Annotated in this window: 16 protein-coding genes; 14 read left to right on the plus strand and 2 right to left on the minus strand. The window is 48.6% G+C overall.

Annotated elements, in window-relative coordinates:
• Nucleotides 1–44 precede the first annotated feature (44 nt).
• A complete protein-coding gene (locus Q7C_RS12160) occupies nucleotides 45–1,730 on the minus strand; it encodes an NAD-dependent malic enzyme (protein WP_014705079.1) in 1,686 nt (561 codons plus the stop codon).
• A 115-nt stretch (nucleotides 1,731–1,845) separates the two neighbouring features.
• Here Q7C_RS12160 and Q7C_RS12165 point away from each other — a divergent pair, with 115 nt between their 5' ends.
• From Q7C_RS12165 to Q7C_RS12185, 5 genes are all read left to right on the plus strand, one after another.
• A complete protein-coding gene (locus tag Q7C_RS12165; protein WP_014705080.1) occupies nucleotides 1,846–2,187 on the plus strand; it encodes a hypothetical protein in 342 nt (113 codons plus the stop codon).
• A gap of 188 nt (nucleotides 2,188–2,375) precedes the next feature.
• A complete protein-coding gene (locus tag Q7C_RS12170; protein WP_014705081.1) occupies nucleotides 2,376–4,250 on the plus strand; it encodes a peptide-binding protein in 1,875 nt (624 codons plus the stop codon).
• A 5-nt stretch (nucleotides 4,251–4,255) separates the two neighbouring features.
• The gene (locus Q7C_RS12175) at nucleotides 4,256–5,638 is read left to right on the plus strand and encodes an ABC transporter permease (RefSeq protein ID WP_014705082.1); all 1,383 of its coding nucleotides are present in this window, start codon (nucleotides 4,256–4,258) and stop codon (nucleotides 5,636–5,638) included.
• Nucleotides 5,631–6,815 (plus strand): ABC transporter permease, encoded by a 1,185-nt coding sequence (locus Q7C_RS12180; protein WP_014705083.1) that lies wholly within the window; start codon nucleotides 5,631–5,633, stop codon nucleotides 6,813–6,815. The genes Q7C_RS12175 and Q7C_RS12180 overlap by 8 nt, the downstream gene beginning before the upstream one ends.
• A complete protein-coding gene (locus Q7C_RS12185) occupies nucleotides 6,812–8,467 on the plus strand; it encodes an ABC transporter ATP-binding protein (RefSeq protein ID WP_014705084.1) in 1,656 nt (551 codons plus the stop codon). The genes Q7C_RS12180 and Q7C_RS12185 overlap by 4 nt, the downstream gene beginning before the upstream one ends.
• Here the strand turns inward: Q7C_RS12185 and Q7C_RS12190 are convergent.
• Nucleotides 8,460–9,089 (minus strand): arylesterase, encoded by a 630-nt coding sequence (locus Q7C_RS12190; RefSeq protein ID WP_014705085.1) that lies wholly within the window; start codon nucleotides 9,087–9,089, stop codon nucleotides 8,460–8,462. The two genes, Q7C_RS12185 and Q7C_RS12190, sit on opposite strands and share 8 nt — an antisense overlap.
• A 33-nt stretch (nucleotides 9,090–9,122) precedes the next feature.
• Between Q7C_RS12190 and Q7C_RS12195 the strand changes: the two genes are divergently transcribed.
• From Q7C_RS12195 to Q7C_RS12235, 9 genes are all read left to right on the plus strand, one after another.
• The gene (locus Q7C_RS12195) at nucleotides 9,123–9,824 is read left to right on the plus strand and encodes an ABC transporter ATP-binding protein (RefSeq protein ID WP_014705086.1); all 702 of its coding nucleotides are present in this window, start codon (nucleotides 9,123–9,125) and stop codon (nucleotides 9,822–9,824) included.
• Nucleotides 9,821–12,307 carry an ABC transporter permease gene (locus Q7C_RS12200; RefSeq protein ID WP_014705087.1) on the plus strand — a complete coding sequence of 829 codons (2,487 nt, stop codon included), beginning with the start codon at nucleotides 9,821–9,823 and terminating at the stop codon, nucleotides 12,305–12,307. The genes Q7C_RS12195 and Q7C_RS12200 overlap by 4 nt, the downstream gene beginning before the upstream one ends.
• Nucleotides 12,308–12,365: 58 nt before the next feature.
• On the plus strand, nucleotides 12,366–12,596 hold the full coding sequence (locus tag Q7C_RS12205; RefSeq protein WP_014705088.1) for a DUF2789 domain-containing protein: 231 nt from the start codon (nucleotides 12,366–12,368) through the stop codon (nucleotides 12,594–12,596).
• A 44-nt stretch (nucleotides 12,597–12,640) separates the two neighbouring features.
• A complete protein-coding gene (gene mtgA, locus Q7C_RS12210; RefSeq protein WP_014705089.1) occupies nucleotides 12,641–13,348 on the plus strand; it encodes a monofunctional biosynthetic peptidoglycan transglycosylase in 708 nt (235 codons plus the stop codon).
• A gap of 112 nt (nucleotides 13,349–13,460) precedes the next feature.
• The gene (locus tag Q7C_RS12215; protein WP_014705090.1) at nucleotides 13,461–13,907 is read left to right on the plus strand and encodes an RT0821/Lpp0805 family surface protein; all 447 of its coding nucleotides are present in this window, start codon (nucleotides 13,461–13,463) and stop codon (nucleotides 13,905–13,907) included.
• 973 nt (nucleotides 13,908–14,880) lie between these two features.
• Nucleotides 14,881–15,201: an iron uptake protein gene (locus Q7C_RS12220; RefSeq protein WP_202946507.1), complete on the plus strand. Its 321-nt coding sequence runs from the start codon at nucleotides 14,881–14,883 to the stop codon at nucleotides 15,199–15,201.
• Nucleotides 15,201–16,907: a PepSY-associated TM helix domain-containing protein gene (locus Q7C_RS12225; RefSeq protein WP_014705093.1), complete on the plus strand. Its 1,707-nt coding sequence runs from the start codon at nucleotides 15,201–15,203 to the stop codon at nucleotides 16,905–16,907. The genes Q7C_RS12220 and Q7C_RS12225 overlap by 1 nt, the downstream gene beginning before the upstream one ends.
• Complete coding sequence (locus tag Q7C_RS12230) at nucleotides 16,897–17,226, plus strand: DUF3325 domain-containing protein (RefSeq protein WP_014705094.1); 330 nt, start codon at nucleotides 16,897–16,899, stop codon at nucleotides 17,224–17,226. The genes Q7C_RS12225 and Q7C_RS12230 overlap by 11 nt, the downstream gene beginning before the upstream one ends.
• A gap of 299 nt (nucleotides 17,227–17,525) precedes the next feature.
• Entirely contained in the window at nucleotides 17,526–21,449 is a 3,924-nt protein-coding gene (locus Q7C_RS12235) for a PAS domain-containing protein (protein ID WP_014705096.1), read from the plus strand.
• Nucleotides 21,450–21,521 lie beyond the last annotated feature (72 nt).

Consider the following 21,521-nt stretch of genomic DNA (forward strand, 5'->3'; position numbering starts at 1 on the left):
CGTCGGTGCTGAAATGCGTCAGAAATAAGTTTGCATGGTGACGATCAGTCACTAGTGCGTCGGTATGAACGATAAGCAGGTTGCCAGAAATGTTTTTCTAATGCGGCCTCGAGCATGGCAAGCGTTTGTGGCGGTGCCAGATTGTCCTTGATTGCTTGCTGGGCAACGGCCAGAGCAATATCACGGCTGATTTGCTGGCACGCCGTGATTGGCGGTAATAAACCCTGATCGATGGTTTGATTCGCGGCGGCGGTTGCGAGTACATTGCTGGCTGTCATCATCAAGTTATCGGTTATCTGTTTTATCCCGGCAATGATGACTGCCAGACCAATTCCCGGGAAAATATAACTGTTATTGCATTGGGCGATATGGTAATTCTGCTGTGCGATTTGTACTGGTGCAAAAGGGCTGCCGGTTGCGATCAGGGCTTTACCCTGTGTCCACTGCATAATTTCCTCTGGCGTTGCTTCAATTTGTTTGGAAGGATTGCTCAAAGGGAAAATAATGGGCTGTGGGCAATTGTCTTGCATTGTTTCGATAATGGTCCTAGAGAATAAGCCGCGTTGACCTGATACGCCAATCAAGACAGTAGGCTGCGCTTTTTGAATCACGGTGAGCAAGTCAGCCCCGGATGCCAAACCAAGTTGATCGAGTTCATCCGTTGATGCCGCCAGTTGTAACTGAAAATCAGGCAAGTTGGACATGGCCTGACTCAGTAAGCCTTGCCGATCTATGAGCAGAATACGTTTTTTGGCATCGGCTTCTGACAAACCTTCCTGCTGCATTTGGCGAATAATTTGTGCGGCGATACCGCACCCGGCTGAACCAGCACCAGCAAAGACGATGCGTTGATTTGACAAAGGCTGGTTTTGGATTCGGCAGGCTGATAGCAGCGTACCCACGGTTACGGCGGCTGTGCCTTGAATATCATCATTAAAGCAACAAAGTCGGTTTTGATAGCGTTGCAACAGTGGCAGTGCCTTGCTTTGCTGAAAATCTTCGAATTGAAGCAGTGCATCGGGCCAGCGTGTTTGCAGGGCACAGATAAATTTTTCGACAAACGCGTCATATTGTTGATCACTGATACGGGGATGTTGCCATCCGATGTAATGCGGATCATGGAGTAATTCAGGGTTGTCGGTGCCGACATCAAGCAAAATTGGCAGCGTATAAGCCGGGCTGATGCCACCACAGACGGTATAAAGTGATAATTTGCCAATGGGAATGCCCATGCCGCCGGCGCCTTGATCACCTAAGCCCAGTATTCTACTGCCATCGGTGACGACAATGACTTTGACATGACGCTTGGTAGCATTATGCAAAATAGCATCCAGATTATCCCTGTCCGGATAACTGATAAATAACCCCCGCGCTCGACGATAAATTTCCGAAAATCGCTCGCAGGCATCACCCACTGTTGGCGTGTAGATAATGGGCATCATTTCGGCAAGATGTTTATTCAATAGATAGTAAAACAGCGTTTCATTAGTGTCTTGCACCATACGCAGATAAATATGGCGGTTGATTGGTTCGGCAAAGCTTTGGTATTGCAGATAGGCACGATGGGCTTGTTCTTCGAGGGTTTCAAAGCGGGCGGGTAGCAGACCATCGAGGTTAAAATCACGACGCTCAGTTGCGCTGAATGCGGTTCCTTTATTGAGCAGTGACGTTGCCAATAATTGCGGACCACTATAAGACAGATAAATCGGCCGGCGTGATTTGGCTGACATACAGCACCTCTGAAAATTGCCTGTAACGTAAAATTTTGCGGGATCGTCACGGTTGCCTGTTGACGATAGCAGACAGCACAACGCATATTAACGGTTTTGTAAAGGGAGAACTGGGATGGGACGATTACTGATGCTTGGAATTAGCCTGATCCTGACCAGCACAGTCACCCAGGCTGGCGGCAGTCGTGATGTACCCGATGTGGCTTGTGGTGACAATAAAATTCTGGTGGGGATGACACTTGATGAAGTGATGGCGGGCTGCACGCCAAATTGGAAGCCGGCCTATATCAGCGAACATATTCGAAGTCGCCGTGATGGTAGTTCAGATACTTATCACAAGTGGCTTATTTACCCAGTAGATCAGCCCGGAACTCATGTGTTATTCAAAAACGGTGAAATTGTCCGGATCTTTACTAATATCGCGGCACCAGCACCAGCACCGGTAGCATTACAATAAACCGGAATTAGCATCGTTCTCAGATAACGTTTTTGTGGGAGCAAGTCCCTGACTTAAACACCCTGTTCGGTACGATCGTACGAACAAGGATTCAATTGACAATAACTTTACGTGAACCTGAACGCGTCACTAACGGTCTATGAGTCCGGACTTAAGACGCTGTATTTTCATTGCAGGAAGAAGAAAACATGCAAAACCGACAAACCGGCATCAGCCGATTCGCTTTTTGGTCTGCGGTCAGTTTTTTAGTGGTATTACTCATTTTATTGATGGTTCAGGTAGACAGGCAATGGACGCGAATGGATGCCATGCAGCGCATCATGACCGAACAAGCGACCGATATTCGTAACAGTCGGCAGGTATTACGGCAATTAGAACAAACATTACGCAGTGGTCAGTTTGCCGTCGGACAAGCTGAAAATATCAATGCAGAAAGTGGCCCTGACAAAGCATTTTCGCGTGCTTATGCGGCGATGCAACAACCTGATTACGCTCAGGGTGACTGGTTACGATTGGCATTTGCAACCGGACTAAAAACCTTAACACCACTGGTTTCTGCGGATGCCTATTCGGCTGATGTGCAAAGTTTTGTACTGGAATCTTTGCTTACCCGAGATCCAGATACGCTTGAGTGGAGTGGCCTGCTGGCCAAGAACTGGCAGATTTCTGATGATGGTTTGATCATCACTTTCAAATTGCGTTCTGGCATCACCTTTTCTGATGGTGAGCCCCTGACCGCTGAAGATGTCGTGTTTACCTACGACTTCATCATGAATGAACAGATCGCGGCGCCCAGATCTCGCGCCTATTTATCACGTATTGCCAGTGTGACTGCGATTGATGAACTCACCGTCGAATTTGTGTTCAGTGAACCCTATTTCAACAGCCTGCAACTTGCCGGCAGTATTGATATTTTGCCAGCCCATTTCTATGGCCCTTATCTTGACGCACCCCAAAAGTTTAATGAAAGCCGGGGAATTTTGATGGGGTCCGGGCCATATCGGTTGGCAGATCCGACAACGTGGACGCCTGATCAAGGTGTGGTCGAATTAGTCAGAAATCCACGATATTGGGCGCCAGTCGATGCGTCGTTTGATCGGATTATCTGGCGGATCATCGAAAATGACAGTGCGCGGTTAACGACGTTTCGTAATGGCGATATTGATGTTTACAGTGCGTTGCCACGTGAATATGAAACCTTGCTTAAGGACGCGGCTATCACTGAGCGCAGTCAGGATTTTGAATACCTGAGTCCAACGGCGGGTTACAGCTTTATTGCCTGGAATCAAGCACGTCAAGGTGAAGCGACGCGATTTGCCGATAAACGGGTGCGAATGGCAATGTCATTGCTGACGGATGTGGATCGTATTCTCGGTGAAATTTTTCTGGGCTATGGCCAACCTGCTATCAGCCCCTTTATGGAGGGCTCCGGTCAGCATGATCCGCAAAATGTACGTATCCCCCATGATGTAGAACGAGCTAAAACGCTGTTATCAGAAGCTGGATATGCCGATCGGGATGGTGACGGGGTGCTGGAGTCAGCGGATGGAGAGCCATTCGAATTTGAACTGACGTTTTTTCAGGACAGTGATGACACGCGGCGCATGGTGCTCTTTTTGCGTGACATTTATGCGCGCGCAGGGATAGTGCTGGAACCGAAACCAACCGAATGGTCGATCATGGTCGAAAATATTCAGAACAAGAATTTTGATGCCATTACGCTTGCCTGGACTTCCGGAGTTGAGATCGACATTTATCAGATGTTTCATTCAAGTCAGACAGTAGAAGGAGGCGATAACTTTATCAATTATGAAAATCCAGCATTAGATGCGGTGATTGATAAAGCCCGCGCCGAGGTGGATGAACAGAAGCGTATGCAATACTGGCATCAAGCTGAGAAGATGTTGGTTGAGGATCAGCCATATACTTTCTTGTTCCGTCGCAACACCATGGCCTTTGTGGATAAGCGTATCCATAATCTTGAAAAAACCAGCCTTGGTTTGAATCTGATGTCGGTGCCAGTGGAAATCTACGTGCCTACCGCTATGCAACAACAACGTTAACAATAATGCTGAATTATCTAATACGGCGTTTGTTGTTAATGATTCCGACCTTGTTCGGGATCACACTGGTTGTGTTTGTGGTGATGGCAGCCGCACCTGGCGGCATTACTGCCCAAACGCTGGTTGATGGCATGGAGTTGGAGCCAGAAAGTCGACAGGCTTTAGAGGCCTATTACAATAAGCTTTATGGCCTTGATCAACCCGCACCGGTGCAATATCTGCGGTGGTTAAATAGCATTTCGCCAATTGGTTTTGAGCAACAAGCAGATGGTTCCTTGGGCAGTTTTTCATTATGGAAAGGCGTCGATCTGGGCACCAGTTTTCGATATGGTCGGCCGGTGACCACGATGCTCGAGGAACGATTACCCATCACCTTGTTGTTAAATGTTATCTCAATCCCCTTGATCTATGCGCTGGCTGTTGGTATTGGCGTTCAGGCGGCCAGACAGCGAGGCGGTCGCTTTGATGTGGGTTCCAATATTTTCCTATTGGGCTTGTGGTCGGTACCCAGCATGTTGGCCGGGGTGCTATTTATTGGTTTTTTTGCTTCAGAACAATATTGGCGGTGGTTTCCAACAGCCGGGTTGATGCAACGTGAAACAGTCAGTGAGACATTTTTACCGTTGTATGCCAGTTTTTCTGAAGTGACTCTGGTGTTTATCTGTGTAGCTGGGTTGGTGGTCGGGCTAATGCAGCTTTTATCACGCTTACCCGTTTCCGGGCGTCAATGGTTAGGGATGCTGATTGGACTTGGGCTGGGCTGGTTGATGGCGCATGATTTAAACGCAGCGTGGCTGAGTGGCTTGCATGTCGGTTTGATGTTGGTAATCGGTTTACTTTTCCGTTTGCTGTTCGGTCTCGACAATATGGTGTTACGTTTTTCCCTTGCTGGTGGTCTTGGTGTTGGTGCCGGTCTGGTACTGGCAGGCATCCTCGGTGTTCAGGCGATACAAAATGGTTATTTACTGGACCGGATATGGCACTTGGTCTTACCCGTTATCGCCTTGTCCTACGGTGGTCTGGCCTTTTTGGCGAAACTGACCCGATCTGCGTTACTGGAAAACCTGGCCGCGGATTACGCGCGGACGGCACGGGCCAAAGGGGTTGATGAAAACGCCGTGTTGTGGCGGCATGTGTTTCGCAACTCACTGCTGCCGCTGATTACGGTGTCTGCCACTTTATTGCCAAGCTTGTTGGCAGGTTCTGTCATTATCGAAAGTATTTTTAGTATTGATGGCATGGGCAAACTGGCTGTTGAAGCCGTACAAACGCGTGACAGGGAGTTGGTGTTATCGGTAACGCTGATTTCCGGACTATTAACACTGGTTGGCTATTTGCTGGCTGATATTGCCTATGCCATGGTTGATCCAAGGGTGAGTTATGAGTGAGCAGGTCGCCACGGTTCGATCTCAGGCTTGGCACAGGCAGGTCTTGATCGGTTTGCTGAAACGCAATAGTGCACGTCTTGGGTTGATCTGGATTGGGCTTTTGGTGGTTATCGCCACATTTGCCCCGTTTATCGCCAATAGTCATCCTTTGTTATTGACACACAATGGGCAAACCAGCAGTCCATTATTGGCACATTTGTCGGCACAAGACTGGGTCTGGTTGATTGGCTTTTTAACCATTTTGCCTTTGATCTGGTGGTCCAAACCAATTTGGTTGCGGATAGTCATTTGGTTGACTGCGATATTGCTGACCAGTGTGATCGCGGCGGTTGTTGTTTCGCCGCCTAACCTGATTATTTATGAACAATACCGCGAAATGCAAAGCACAGGCGAAGTCAGTCGGATTATTCGGGCGCCGATTCCGTATTCTGCCAAAGATTATTTACGTGATTACGGTAATACCGGGATCGAAGCGCCGTTATCAGCATTGGACCGACATCACTGGCTAGGCACTGACGAGAATGGTGCTGATGTCGCGTCACGGATGATTCATGCCGCGCGAATTGCCCTGGGGATTGGTTTTATCGCTACCGGCATCGCCTTGGTGATTGGGACTATCATTGGCGGGCTGATGGGCTATTTTTCGGGCATTGTCGATATTATCGGCATGCGTTTGGTTGAGATTTTTGAAGCCATACCGACTTTATTTTTACTGCTGTCATTTGTCGCCTTTTTTGGCCGGTCAATTTATATGATGATGGTGATTATCGGTATCACTGCCTGGTCAGGTTACGCCCGCTATGTCCGTGCTGAATTTTTGAAGTTGAGACAACAGGATTTTGTGCAATCTGCGGTGGCGTGTGGTTTACCGCTGCGCTCTATTTTGTTTCGGCATATGCTACCAAACGGACTGGCGCCATTATTGGTTGCCACCAGTTTTGGTGTCGCATCGGCGATTCTGGCAGAAGCGACCTTGAGTTTTCTGGGGTTGGGTTTGATTGATGATCCGTCTTGGGGGCAATTACTCAATCAGGCGGTGCAATCTTCAACCTTTAACTGGTGGCTGGCCGTCTTTCCGGGGGGCGCCATTTTCATGACCGTTTTTGCCTACAATCTGCTTGGTGAAGCGTTACGCGATGCGATCGATCCCCATACCAGTCAAGGCCGCAAAGCATGAGTTTATTGACTATCACCAACCTGGAGACGGAACTGGCATCAGAGGGCAACTGGCATGCTGTTGTCCATGGCATCACACTCAGCATCGAGCCGGGAGAAACGTATTGTCTGGTTGGCGAATCGGGAAGTGGCAAGTCAGTGACGGCTTTATCGGTGATGGGCTTATTACCAGCAGATAATTTTCGACATCCTGAAGGCGAGATCATCCTGACGCAGTCGGATGGCAGCCAATTAAATCTGCTGCAAGCCAGCGCCGAACAGCTGCGTCAGGTTCGCGGCCGACAAATCGCGATGATTTTTCAGGAGCCGATGACGTCATTAAACCCGGTACAAACAATTGGTCAGCAATTAGATGAAGCGCTGCAAATTCATCGTCCAGACTGGTCCGCTTCGCAACGTCGTGAGCGGATTATTCAGGCATTGACCGAGGTGCGTATTCCATCACCTGAAAGTCGGGTTAATGATTATCCGCATCGATTGTCCGGCGGTCAGCGGCAGCGGGTGATGATAGCCATGGCTTTGATTTGTGAACCTGCTTTACTCATTGCGGATGAGCCAACGACTGCATTGGATGTCACCGTTCAGGCTGAAATTTTGAAATTAATGCAAGAGCTGCAACAGCGTTATGGCATGGGCATGTTATTCATCACGCATGATTTTGGGGTGGTGGCCAAAATTGCTGATCGGGTTGGGGTGATGCGTCATGGTAAGCTGGTTGAAACCGGATCGGTGGCAACGGTATTGCGCCAGCCGGAACATCCCTATACGCAAAGTCTGATCGCGGCTTTACCTGAGCGTCTTGAGCGTCCGGTAAGACCCGATCAGGAAAAAAAGCCCTTGTTGAAAGTAACGGATCTGGCTGTGCATTTTCCGGTTAGACGAGGTTTGTTAAGACGTGTTGTGGATCATTTCAAGGCGGTGGATGGTGTGTCATTAGACGTCGCCGCCGGTGAAGTGGTTGCGCTGGTGGGGGAATCTGGCTGTGGCAAAACCACGCTGGGGCGAGCGATTTTGCGATTGCAGCAGGAGACGCGGGGGCAAATCTGGCTGAACGGCAACGATATAACGAAGCTGAATGCAAAAGCGCTGCAACCGCTTCGTCGACAAATACAAGTGGTGTTTCAGGATCCCGGTTCCAGCCTGAATCCTCGGTTACCCATTCATACGACGCTGACGGAGCCGATGCGGGTACATGGTATCGGTGCAGATAATGCTGAACGTACAGCGATTGCCGCGGAATTTCTGGCGCGTGTTGAGATGCCGGCAGACAGTTTATGGCGGTATCCGCATGAATTTTCCGGTGGTCAGCGCCAACGGCTGGCGATTGCCCGGGCACTGGTGTTGTCGCCAAAATTTATTCTTTGCGATGAAATTACTTCGGCGCTGGATGTTTCGGTGCAGGCAGGGATATTGAAGTTACTTCGCCAGTTGGTCGATGAGCAGCAAATCGGCATGATGTTTATTACCCATAACATGGGGGTAGTTGATTATCTGGCGGATCGCATGTTGGTGATGCACCAGGGCAAATTAATTGAATCAGGTGATACCCATACGGTGATGCAGTCGCCACAGGCTGATTACACCAAAACGTTGCTTGATGCGGTACCGCGACTGGACGACCACTTTTTAAGTACTGCGGTTTTCGCTAATTAATCAGTGGCGAGACTAACGGCCAGACCAGATCGAGGATAAGCGGTTGTGCTTTATCACTGGGATGCAAACCGTCAGATTGCATCATGCCGGGCTGGTCATAAATGCCATCAAGCATAAAAGGCAGCAATCCGATTTGGTAAGTATCCGACAAGTCCTGATAGACCTGGCGAAAAGCTTGTGTGTAAACGGGGCCATAGTTTGGTGGCAGTTCAATACCGAGCAATATCACTCCAGCCGAGCTTTGAGATTGACGGATCATATCAGCCAGTCGGCTTTGAATTTGCGGCGGCGGAAAACCGCGTAAACCATCATTTGCGCCTAATGCGATGATGACAATTTGTGGTTGATGTTTGGCCAGTAAATCCGGTAGGCGACGTTGCCCGCCATCAGTCGTTTCTCCACTGATGCTGGCATTAATAACCTGCCAGTCAGTATCGTGCTGTTGCAGACGGTCACGTAGCAAGTTGACCCAACCGGCCTTTTTAGACATGCCGTAATAGGCGCTCAAACTATCGCCCATGACTAACAGCGTTTTTTCTGACGCTGCCGCATTTGTCTGAGCAATCAGCATCGCCGATGTAAAAAAGAGTAAAGCAACGAACTTTTTCAGGGATTGGACCATTCTTATACCCGTATTAATCAGATTAGGGACACCATGTCACAGCATAGACCAACAATAAACGCCAATGACTGCATCATTAAAATTGATCAGTTAAATCACCAAGTGTTTCCGGGTGGTAAAGCGTTGCCAATTTTGCATGACGTTAATTTGCAGATCCAGCGTGGTGAATCGGTTGCCATTGTGGGGCGATCCGGATCCGGTAAAACAACGCTGTTAGGTTTAATGGCAGGTTTGGATGTACCAACTTCAGGTGAAATTAATCTGGATGGCCAGCCCATCAGCCAGCTGAGTGAAGATGCCCGTGCGCAATTACGGGCCAGTAAAGTGGGCTTTGTGTTTCAATCGTTTCAATTATTACCGGCCCTGACAGCATTAGAAAATGTGCTGCTGCCTTTGGAGTTGGCCGGTCACGCTTCACCTCGCGGCAAAGCAACACAATTACTTAGTCAGGTTGGCCTGGCAGACAGACTGGGTCATACCCCAAGACAACTGTCGGGTGGTGAACAGCAACGGGTTGCCATTGCCAGAGCGTTTGCTGTGGATCCGGTGATTTTGTTTGCAGATGAGCCAACCGGTAATCTCGACTCAGAAACTGGTGCGACCATAACCGATATTCTTATGCAGATGAACCAGCAGCAAAATACCACTCTGGTGATGGTGACACATGACAGTCAGTTGGCTCGCCGGTGTGATCGACAGTTTCAGATTGATGCCGGACGGATAACGCAATCATGAGCCGACGTCTTCTGAGCAAGGGGCTTGTGCAGGATTTACGACTGAGACAAGTTAAAGTCATGCTGTCGTCTATTTTGATTGCCGTGGCGACAATAGCGACAATAAACCTGTTTGCCGCTCATCTTCAAAATACATTGATGCAATCTGCAAGCAGTTTTTTGGCAGCGGATCGGCAATTGATTTCTCGAAGCAGTGAACCGGTGCCGGCGCAGTGGCAACAATCCGCCGAGAGAATAGGGCTGAAATACAGCCAAATGATGCAGTTTTCGACCATGTTATCGCATCAGGACAAGTTCCAGTTGACCACCATTAAAGCCGTTGATGCGCGCTATCCGTTGCGTGGTGAACTTGAGTGGCAACCGACTATAACGGCACCAAGACAAACGATTGAAAAGGGCCCAGCCGAAGGTGAAATCTGGCTGAATCCCCGGTTGTTAAAGCTATTGGCATTGGATATCGGTGATAGTGTGCAGGTGGGGCAGTTGCTGGTTACGATTACGGGCATCTTGCTCCGGGAACCGGATAGTGGCTTTCGACTATCCTCATTTGCGCCACGTGCCTTGATGCACATCAGCGATGTCGAGAAAACGGCAGTTATTCAACCAGGGAGTCGGGTTCGTCACCGATTATTACTGTCGGGCGACATAGACAGTTTGACGCGTTTTGAAAAGCTCCTACCCACCGATATGACCGCAGCCCAATTACGTTGGCGAGATGCCCGTGATGGAGAAAGTTTAGGCGAAGCGTTGGAAAAGGCGGAAAACTTTTTATTATTAGGAGGCAGCCTTGCGGTGTTACTGGCTGTCGTAGCCATTGCCGTTTCCAGCCGTCAATATGCGTTGCAGCAGCGAGATACCGTTGCGTTACTGAAATCATTAGGACTGACCAGCAGCGCAATACGTTATGTCTATGCGGGAAGGTTAGCAATATGGGGCAGCGTGACCACCTTGCTAGGCATCCTGTTTGCTTTACCTGCGTCGGCAGCACTGGCGGCTTTAACTGCTGCAGTGATGGCACAACCCTTTCAGTGGCATTTATCGTTAACGAGTTTGTGGCCGGCACTGATAACCGCGATGGTGGTCTTGTTTGTGTTTGCTTTGCCGCCCATTGACAGGCTTCGCCAAACGCCGGCAATGCAGGTTTTACGCAGTTTGCCGGAAGCGAATTCCAGACAATACTGGCGAGATGCACTGGTCGCTGTTTTGGTCATCACCGGCTTATTGTGGCTGTTCGCGGGTGATGTTGCCCTGATTGCCGCACTCATTGCCGGATTAACTGTTTTGCTGGCTGTTGTCGCCGGGGTTGGCTGGTTGATTATGCGACTATTACAACCCCTTCGCGGTGGTGCCAGTGTCATGCGAACCGCATTAATGGCGATGCAACGTCATCGTCAGGCCACGCTGACGCAATTGACGGTTTTTGCCATCACCATGATGCTGGCATCGACCCTGGTCTTGGTCAGAACGTCATTGTTAGCAGACTGGCAGGCGCAGTTACCTGAAAATGCGCCTAATCATTTTCTGATCAATATTGCGCCTGATGCTGTTGAGGAAATAGATACCTTGCTTTCTTCGGCTGATTTGACCCGGAGCCCAATGTATCCAGTAGTCAGAGCAAGGTTGACGGAAATTAATGGCCAACCGGCCGCGGAGGTGGCGACCAATCCGCGTGATGATGAGTTACGACGTGAGCTTAACCTGACTGCCGCAGCAGATTACCCGCCAGATAACCGAATTGTGGCTGGTCAATGGTTTGCTGACAACGACACACAAGGCTTGTCTATTGAGGCCTCATTGGCAGAATCACTTGGTGTGACGGTTGGGGATACTCTTGGGTTTAGCTCGGGCAGTGAGACTTTTACAGCAACCGTGACCAGTATTCGAACAGTGCAATGGGATTCGATGCGACCGAACTTTTTTATCATGTTTCCGCCTGCGGGTGCGCTGGCGGAATTACCGGCGACCTATTTGACCAGTTTTTATCTGCCCGTTGAAAATAAATCCTGGCTAAATGATTTTGTCAGCGAATTTCCCACCGTTTCGGTATTGGAAATAGACCATATTATTGAGCAGATACAACAAATTATTTTACAGGTCAGCCAGGCGATTGAGGCATTACTCTGGATGATATTGCTGGCGGCCATCGCCGTAATGGTGGCCGTAACCAGTGCGACGCTTGCGGAACGACAACGCGAAGGGGCGTTATTACGGACATTAGGTGCGCAGCAACGATTTTTGCGGCTGGCAACAGTTTTAGAATTCGGCATTCTGGGCTTCTTGTCCGGTGTTATCGGCGTGTTGGCTGCCGAGGCGGTAGTCTGGTTATTGCAATATCGGCTTTTTGAGAGCAGCTTTAGTTGGCATGCTGAATTTTTAGTGATCATGCCCATAGTGAGTGGCTTGTTACTGGCGATACTGGGCTATCTCCAACTGCGACCCGTGTTAATGGTGTCACCGATGGTGTTGCTACGTCGTTTGGAATAGTAGTTGGCAATCAGCTAATCTGATGGGGCAAACACCTGAATAGTTAATAGAGGCGAACATGGAAACGCAATTTCATACGATGGAAAATCTTTTTTTGCAGTTGGGTTTGAAAAACGATGCCTATGCTATTCGACGCTTTATTGAAATTCACCGGCTGCAAGACGACGAAAATATTGAAGATGCCTTGTTCTGGTCGCCTAACCAGGCTGCATTTTTACGTGAATGTTTGACGGCAGATTCTGATTGGGCGGAAGTGGTCGATCAGTTGAGTGCACAGTTGCGGGTATGATGTCGCCAAATTACTGATTTTGTGCAACCGGAAATAACAAGGTAATGGCAAAAAAACGTCAAACGCGGTCATCTTGGTTTTTCAAGATGCTACTGATTCTGGTCAGTATGTTGGTGTTAATCAGCTTGCTAATAGTGGTGCCATTCAAATGGATCAATCCGCCATACAGTATGGTGATGCTGGATCGCTGGTGGTCTGCAGATCAGAAAATGAGCCTGCAGCAGGCATGGTTGCCATGGCAGCAGATTCCATCGCATGCGGCACTTGCCGTTGTTGCCTCTGAAGATCAACGGTTTCCGAGCCACCATGGATTTGATGTAGAGGCAATCCAGCAGGCGCTGAGTGAGTGGCAACGTGAAGGAGCATTGCGTGGTGCCAGTACTATCAGCCAACAAGTGGCGAGGAATATGTATCTCTGGACCGGCCGTAGCTGGTTACGCAAAGGTCTGGAAGCCTGGTTTACGGTATTGATCGAGCTGATTTGGGGTAAACAACGGATTTTAGAGGTCTATTTAAATATTGCGGAGTGGGGGCCGGGTGTGTTTGGGCTCCAGGCGGCGGCGTTTCATCATTTTGACCGTCCTGCATCACAATTAACGCCGATGCAGGCCGCACTGCTTGCCTCCACATTGCCCAGCCCCCTTCGCTACGATCCGGTGAAGCCGGCCGCACATATTCAACAGCGTGCCCGCTGGAATCTTGAACAACAAAGAAAACTCGGTGGTTCGGCCTGGCTGGCGGACTTGTCTTAGGTGGAGCAGGCGGCACTTAACCAGAGTGTGATGCATATCCTGTGTCGTTTTGGAGGCAGTGGCTAAAATCGAGCCATGCTTATTCATTCAATCAGCAGAGCAGAGAAAAGTGATGAAAAAAATACTGATTAGTTTTGTGGTTGCCAGTCTGACGATGACCATCGCTGCGTGTCAAAGCAAATCAACGCTGGGTGGTGCAGTCGGTGGTATTGCCGGTGGGGTTGCGGGGTCTAACATTGGTGGTGGTAGTGGCCGCACGGCAGCGATTATTGCCGGTTCACTGTTGGGCGCCGCCTTGGGCAGTCATATCGGTGGCGAGATGGATGAACTGGATCGACGTCGGGCCAATGATACGCTGGAAACCTATCCAACCGGACGAACCAGTAGCTGGAATAATCCAGACACCGGGGCGCGCTATAACGTCACACCCACGCGCACTTATCAAGCCAACCAGCAACCCTGTCGCGAATATGAAATGGATGTTTATATGGATGGACAGCGCGACGTGGTTACAGGCACGGCTTGTCGTAATAACCAGGGTGAGTGGATAAATCAATAAGCCTTATTATCAAAGAATAAAAACGCCGGCGCGATGCCGGCTTTTTTATTGCTGCCACTTCGTCACCACAAACAAAAGTTGAGATGGCTTAATTCTGCGATCTTGCACTGGCTCACAAAATACGCATAATATGCGAATAATTCTCAATTAGTTTTAAGTGCAACGTCTATTGCTTCGCACCGCTCTCGGCGGAAGCGGGTTGCATCAGGAAAATATTGTGCCAGCCGAACATATCGCACAGCATGAAATGCATACGCTTTACAACACCCATCACCATTGGTTACGGGATTGGCTGCGCGCTAAACTTGGCAACCACTTTTTGATGCACGTGTGACAAATTCTTTAGATGGTATTCTCGATGGCCAAAGAGCAGAATTAGCGCCGGAACTGCGCGCTGTAATCGGAGCTGAATGGGATTCACCATACGTAGATGGACTGACCTTTAACGGACGTTTTACGTATACAAGCGACATAATGGTATCTACTGGTCAAGATCTTTCAATTCCTTCATGGTCGATTTTAGACCTCGGGCGAGATATACCACTCCATCTCCATGGGGCAGTAAACCGGTCACCCTTCGCTTAAACGTTGATAACGTCTTCAACAAAAATTATTGGAAAGGGGGGCAATCGAATAACTTTCTATACCAAGGGATGTCCCGTACATTAAGGATCTCAGCAACCTTTAACTTTTAAAATGAAATCAACCGGTGCAGACACTGGCCAATCCGCACCGGAATAGCGAATAAAAACAGCCCGGGAGTGTTGGGCTTCATCCCTCAGCCCAACCGACGAGCTGCAGGTTTAGTTGCGTTATGAACTTTTGGATATGGCTTGCCTTACAGTGGCGAAAATAGCTGTGTAAAGAATAAGTTATCGACATTGAGCCTGATGAAAAATACAATAAGCGTGGAAAGAGGTTAGATCGTCTGGATAAGCCTCGCATTACGAATGTGACATTGAGGAATCGAATTTTGTTGAAAGCCGTGCTTTCTCGTCATCAAGAACAAGCCATATTGGGCAGTCGTATTTTGGTTGCTGTTTTCGGTGGCTATATTTTTTGCTGGGGTTTTATCGCTTTGACAGTCGCGGCTTGTTATGCGGCAGGCATGGCGTTCCACGATGGTGAGCAACTAGGTTCGATACTGAGTTTTCTAATTTATCCGGCCGTTTTTTTGTGGGCGTTTGCAACCCGCAGAGTTGGGCTGGTAGCGGCAGTGTTAGTAGGCGGTGGTGCGTTGATGACGGTGACCGCCTCGCTGATACAGATGCTGATGACGGGAGGCATGACCTGATGTTTAAGAATTTTGGTCAAGCCATGACCTGGGTACATACCTGGTTTGGGCTGGTAATTGGTTTTGTGCTGGTGGTCGTGTTTTTCTTTGGCTCACTGTCTGTTTTTGACCGCGAGATAGACCGTTGGGCGATCCCCGAATCGCGCTTTGCGCCGCAGCCGATGCCGTCTTTCGACGATATGCTGGAGCCTGCTTATCTCAAATTGCTGCCACATCCGGACAGTCTGGCTGAAACCAAAAGACGTGTCATCGGCGATATTCCAGATCCGGCTTCTTTACCGCTGACCAGCATGGGGGCTTACACTACCCATCGGGATCCGGTTTTGCAGATTTTTACGACCTATGACATCCCGAATAAGCCGGTTGATGCCAATGACGAACATGTTCATGTTCACGGTTGGGCAACACTCGATCCGCGTAATGGCAAACTGTTTGCCGATGATCAACAGAAAATTGGCAGTCGCTTTTTCTATCCGCTGCATTTCAACCTGACTTTTACCTGGATGAATCTAGGCTATTGGATTGTCGGTTTCGCCGCGCTGATTATGTTGGTGGGGCTGATTACTGGCGTGGTGATTCATCATAAAGTGTTTCGTGAATTTTTCACTTTTCGACCAGCACGCAAGATTCAGCGAAGTACGCTGGATTTGCACAATATGACCGGTGTGTTGGGGTTGCCGTTTCATTTTTTCTTTGCGTTTACCGGGCTGGTGATTTTTGCCGGCATCTATTTTCCAGTGACGCATAGTCAGCTGGAACCATTACATGAATTGCATGAGTTGCAGGAAGAGCAAGAAACCGGCTTACCACATGATCCCGCTGAGGTTTACACGCCAATGGCATCTGTCGATGCGATGGTAGAAGAAGCGCAGCGTCGCTGGGCAGAGAAAGGCATGGCGGGTGAAGTAGGCTTTTTATCGGTGAACCATTACAACGATGAAAATGGCTACGTGAGTATTTATCGGGCTGGGACAGATCGCGTTGCCAATGTGAGTGATGGTATTCACTTTAAAGCCAGCACAGGTGAGGTATTGCATGAAAATCCACCCAGTACGGTAGTGGGCAGCATTGACAGTTTTTTAACTGGACTGCATTTACAGCATTTTCGCCATTGGTTGTTGCGTTGGTTATACGTTCTTGGTGGGTTGATGGGCTGTGTCTGTATCGCCACCGGGTTTATCTTTTTTGTGGAAAAACGCAAACAACGCCATGCGAAATCGGGTAGCCAGGGATCGCGTGTTGTGGATGCGTTGGCTGTTACCACGGTCACCGGTATGTTGATTGCGACGATGGCGATTCTGATTGCCAATCGTTTACTACCCGAAACCTTGCCTGCTGACTGGCTGGGACGAGACAGATTAGAACGCTATGCCTTTTGGGGGGCATGGGTACTGGCCATGTTACATGCTTTTGTCCGCAGTGCGCCGGTTGCCGAGGGAAAGCTCAATCCTGCATGGCGTGAACAAAGCTGGGCAATCGCGGTGATGGCGGTGATGGCGGTTCTGTTGAACTGGATCACCACAGGCGACCACCTATTAAGCACCATTTCGGCTGGTTATTGGCCGGTTGCAGGTGTTGATCTGGCTTTATTAACCAGTGCTGCTGTGGCTATTTTTGCCGCGAAAAAATTACAGGCAAGCATGTCGGCTGCAACCTCATCAGTGGCTTCAAACAATATGAGACGGGAGATACGGCATGTCTCTTGATGCGTTATTACTTGCCGGTGCTGTGATCTGCAGTATTTCTGGGTTTGCCTGGTTGGCATTGGCCATGAATGAACACTGGAAACAGGTTCAAGGCGATCAGCCTTGGTCGAAAACCGGGCAAGTTTTACTGCGTGTGGCCGGTAGTTCAGCGCTGTTTGTGTCCCTGGTGTTATGTAACCTGGTAGATCATGCCACCATGGCCGTGTTGGTTTGGGTGATGGCGATGACGGCGGGTGCCTTAATGGTGGCTTTCACCCTGACATGGCGACCTGCGTGGCTGTGCTTATTTTCTTGGCTTGGCAGGCTTGGCCGAGCCTGATAGGCATTAAATCTGCTGTGTCGGTTTACTTTTCTCAACGCGCAATTGAATTGCCGTTAAGGCTGGCTTTTCGTGCGCAAGATAATTTCATTTGCCGGAATTAACAGGGCTGAGTACCAGAAGAGACAGTGTGTTTTCGCGAATGTGGGTGTGGGTCACCACTAAGATTCAGTCTAGGCTTCTCCGTGCTTTTCTTTAGCAACAATTTGCTTTATAACAACTTGAAAACAGGGCATTAATCTAGAAGAAAAGGTTATCACCAAATTTTTGGTCTGTATGGGCGTCATAGGGAGTAGTGAATGGCCTTTGAAATACTGACTTCAGCCGTTTATTGGGTTTTATTCGTGTTGTGGGCCGTTATTTTCGGTCTGTATGCGCTTAATTTACGACAACACCAGCCAATGGAAATGGGATTGGCGGTGCGCGCTCTATTGCTTATTCTGGCACTGGATGCGTTCATCACCCTGTTCGAATCTGTCTACTTTGGCAGTTACTTTACGGCGTTATATGGTTTTCTGCCGGCTTCTATTTCAGAACTGCTCGCCCAGCCTAAATTATTGCTATTGCCACAACTGATTAATATGGCTTTGGCGATAGTCATTTTGGTGTTGCTTTATCGGCATTGGTTGCCGCGGACTGCCAAAGAGCGTAACCAGCGGTTTCAGGCGATGACGGAATCTGAAACGCAGCTACGACAAGCTATTATTAATTTGCCTTTACCGGCGTTTATTTACCGTGAAGATGGCCACATTCTAGTGACTAGTCAGGCCGTTCATGATATTACCGGCTATCCACAAGAGGCCATCAATACGATCGAAAAATGGGCCAGATTAGCGCATCGTGAGCAATCATCAGAAATGATTCAACGATTTCGTCAGCATTGGGATACCCAGACAAAAAATATCGGTGAATTTATTGTTTATACCGAGCACGGTGAAGAGCGCCTCTGGGCATTTGATATTAGCTTGATTGGTGAAGATAGAGCAGGTAACAAACTTTATACCTGGATTGCAACCGATGTGACGGCACAACGTCAGCAAACGGCTGAGCAGACCAAAATGTTGCAATTGTTGGATGATGCCGAGCAATTAGCCAATCTGGGCAGTTGGGAATTTGATCTGGTTAAGGATCGGATTATCTGGTCAGAGGAAACCTGCCGTATTTTTGGGGTTGCTGTTGATAACTATCCAAGGAATTTCGCCGATTTTATCGATTATGTCTTGCCTGAAGACAGACATATCCTCGAGCATATGGATGTATCTGACAATAACCAGGACTACCTTCAAAAAGAATACCGCATCCGTCGCGCCTCTGATGGACAACGACGCGACTTGCTAGAGCGCGTTAAAGTTTTCCTTGATGATAAAGGCAATCGGCTGAAATATATCGGTATGGTGATGGACGTCACTGAGCGTAAATGTTTCGAATCTGTGCGTGATTTGGAGTCAGACATCCATCAGCAGCTCATGGCGGGGCAATTGCTGCCAAATATTTTGCAACGCATCACATTGGGAATAGAGGCACTTTACGAGGATGCGTTGGCTTCTATACTCATGATTGACGAAAGAGGGCAACACTTACTGTCAGGTGCTGCACCCAGTTTGCCAGATGAATATAATCAAGCAATTCATGGTTTGAAAATTGGTCCATTGGTTGGCTCTTGTGGTACGGCAGCCTATACCAAAGAGTCGGTCATTGTTTCAGATATCCAAAATGATGAACGTTGGGCGGCTTATCGTGATGTCGCTGCAAGATATGAACTCCAAGCCTGTTGGTCTCACCCGGTATTTGATGATGATGCAAATGTGATTGCGACTTTTGCAATTTATTACCGTTATGTCCGAACTCCAACACAACAGGAAAAAGAGATCATCAATCGCATTGCCCGGCTGTTGTCTTTGACGATTATGAAAAAACGCAGTGATGCCCGACTGGCAGAGAGCGAACAACGCTTCGAGAAAATTTTTCATGATGCGGCGACTGGTGTTGCGGTGACCTCTACGTCGGGACAATTCCTGCATGCCAATAAAGCATATTGTGACATGATTGGTTATCAGGAAAGTGAGTTGATGACATTAGATTTCAGCACCTTGACCCATCCCGCAGACCGCAACCAGAACTGGCTGGATATTCAGCAGATGCTTGCTGGCGATCTAGATAGTACCGTGCTTGAAAAACGCTATGTCCACAAGTTGGGGGAAACGGTTTGGGCAAAACTCAGCATATCCGTCCAGCGTGACTTTAGCGGCAAGATTAAGGGGCTGGTAGCGATAACGGAGAACATAACGGATCGAAAACGCGAAGAACAATCGCGTATTGAGGCAGAACGTTCGCTGTCCCAATTAATCGCAAATCTGCCCGGTGTCGCTTATCGTTGCTTGTATGACAGGCATTGGACCATGTTGTACCTCAGTGATGGCTTTGAAAGCTTTAGTGGCTATCCAAGAGAAGCGATTTTGCAAAACAATCAGACCAGTTTTGCATCACTGGTCGTTGCGGAGGACAGAGACAGGCTTTTTGCTGAGATTAGAGATGCTGTTTCTCTGAAGAAGCCGTATCAGGTTGAGTATCGTTTACGCCGTAAGGATAACCAGGTTATTTGGATTTGGGAGCAAGGCGCGGCGGTTTATGACAGCGCAGGTGAGGTGATTTACCTTGAGGGTTACCTCAGTGATATTTCTGTCCAAAAATCCATTAATAGCCTAGTGCGACAAAGTGAACAGCGTTTTCAATTATTATCCAAAGCAACCAATGATGCGATTTGGGACTGGGATCTGAAAAAAAACAGTTTATGGTGGAATGACAGTTTTGCCGAACTGGTTGGCTATACCAAATCGGAAATTGAGCCAACACTGGAGTTTTGGGCAGAATGTGTTCACCCAGAAGAAAGAGATCATGTAGTCAGCTCGTTGGATCAGGCAATTGCGGACCATAAAGCCAGTTGGCAAAACAGCTATCGAATGGTCCAAAAAGATGGCAATGTCATTCAGGTGCTTGATCGAGGCTATGTGATTTATGATGAGCAAGGTAATGCGACGCGTATGGTTGGCGGCATTACCGATATCACCGAGCGCATGGCGCTTGAAGAGCAGCTTCGTCAGTCGCAACGTCTGGAATCGGTGGGTCAGCTAACTGGCGGTGTGGCGCACGATTTTAACAACCTGTTGACCGTGATAATTGGCAATGCTGATATTTTGAAAATGTCTTTTCCTGAGTCAGATAGACGCCAAAATCTGGCAGAAATGATACTGACTGCCGCGAAAAGAGGCGCTGACTTAACGGGCAGTTTACTCGCCTTTGCAAGACGCCAGCCGCTGTCACCAAAAAATATTGATATCAACGCGTTACTGTTGAATATGCAAGCTCTGATGAGGCGGGCAGTCGGTGAGACGGTCGATATGCAGTTGCTGACTTCAGAAGATTTGTGGCTGGCTAATGTCGATATGGGCCAGTTGGAAAATGCCCTGTTAAATTTGGTGCTGAATGCGCGTGATGCGATGCCAGATGGCGGGCAGTTATGTATAGAAACACAAAATATCCAACTGAGCGAAAGCTATTGTCTCCAACATGACATTGTCGCTGGTGATTATGTGATGGTGGCGGTTAGCGATTCCGGCTCTGGTATGTCACCTGAGACACTCGGCAAGGCGTTTGAACCATTTTTTACTACCAAACATAAAGACAAAGGCACTGGGCTGGGGTTGGCGATGGTTTATGGTTTTATCAAACAAAGCCAAGGACACATTAATCTGTATTCAGAAGCGGAACAGGGGACGACGGTTCGCATTTACCTACCCAGAGGCAATGAGAGACACAAAGCCGATCTCACAGAAGCCATTGCGCCCCCCATGCCGACAGGCAATGAGTCGGTGCTGGTGGTGGAAGATGATGCACTGGTGCGGGAGTATGTTGTCTCACAGTTGCAACTGCTGGGTTATCAGGTTTCCGTTGCTGAAAATGGTCATGCGGCCTTGGATCTCTTTAAAAATGGGTTAGTGGTGGATCTACTGTTTACAGATGTGATGATGCCGGGCGGAATGACTGGTCGAGAGCTCGCTGAACAAGCAAAGCAAATTGTGCCTTCGTTACGTACTTTGTACACTTCGGGTTATACAGAAAACGCGATTGTTCACCATGGCCGGCTTGATGCTGGTGTGTTGTTATTATCCAAACCCTACAGTCGGGATAAGCTTGCGCAAAAAATACGCGAAGCTTTATCCTAAATTGAACGACACTTTATTACGGGCTATTCCGTTGCTTGCTTGTGCTAACATCGGCTGATATAGATGAAGCCG

The sequence above is a fragment of the Methylophaga frappieri genome (assembly GCF_000260965.1).
Lineage (GTDB): Bacteria > Pseudomonadota > Gammaproteobacteria > Nitrosococcales > Methylophagaceae > Methylophaga > Methylophaga frappieri.

Bases quoted from the DNA above. Each gene is read 5' to 3' on its own strand.
- Q7C_RS12230 (WP_014705094.1), top strand. From the start codon at position 16,897: ATGTCTCTTGATGCGTTATTACTTGCCGGTGCTGTGATCTGCAGTATT.
- mtgA (WP_014705089.1), top strand. From the start codon at position 12,641: ATGGCAAAAAAACGTCAAACGCGGTCATCTTGGTTTTTCAAGATGCTA.
- Q7C_RS12205 (WP_014705088.1), top strand. From the start codon at position 12,366: ATGGAAACGCAATTTCATACGATGGAAAATCTTTTTTTGCAGTTGGGT.
- Q7C_RS12190 (WP_014705085.1), bottom strand. From the start codon at position 9,089: ATGGTCCAATCCCTGAAAAAGTTCGTTGCTTTACTCTTTTTTACATCG.
- Q7C_RS12170 (WP_014705081.1), top strand. From the start codon at position 2,376: ATGCAAAACCGACAAACCGGCATCAGCCGATTCGCTTTTTGGTCTGCG.
- Q7C_RS12160 (WP_014705079.1), bottom strand. From the start codon at position 1,730: ATGTCAGCCAAATCACGCCGGCCGATTTATCTGTCTTATAGTGGTCCG.
- Q7C_RS12165 (WP_014705080.1), top strand. From the start codon at position 1,846: ATGGGACGATTACTGATGCTTGGAATTAGCCTGATCCTGACCAGCACA.
- Q7C_RS12175 (WP_014705082.1), top strand. From the start codon at position 4,256: ATGCTGAATTATCTAATACGGCGTTTGTTGTTAATGATTCCGACCTTG.
- Q7C_RS12200 (WP_014705087.1), top strand. From the start codon at position 9,821: ATGAGCCGACGTCTTCTGAGCAAGGGGCTTGTGCAGGATTTACGACTG.
- Q7C_RS12215 (WP_014705090.1), top strand. From the start codon at position 13,461: ATGAAAAAAATACTGATTAGTTTTGTGGTTGCCAGTCTGACGATGACC.
- Q7C_RS12185 (WP_014705084.1), top strand. From the start codon at position 6,812: ATGAGTTTATTGACTATCACCAACCTGGAGACGGAACTGGCATCAGAG.
- Q7C_RS12195 (WP_014705086.1), top strand. From the start codon at position 9,123: ATGTCACAGCATAGACCAACAATAAACGCCAATGACTGCATCATTAAA.
- Q7C_RS12225 (WP_014705093.1), top strand. From the start codon at position 15,201: ATGTTTAAGAATTTTGGTCAAGCCATGACCTGGGTACATACCTGGTTT.
- Q7C_RS12235 (WP_014705096.1), top strand. From the start codon at position 17,526: ATGGCCTTTGAAATACTGACTTCAGCCGTTTATTGGGTTTTATTCGTG.
- Q7C_RS12180 (WP_014705083.1), top strand. From the start codon at position 5,631: ATGAGTGAGCAGGTCGCCACGGTTCGATCTCAGGCTTGGCACAGGCAG.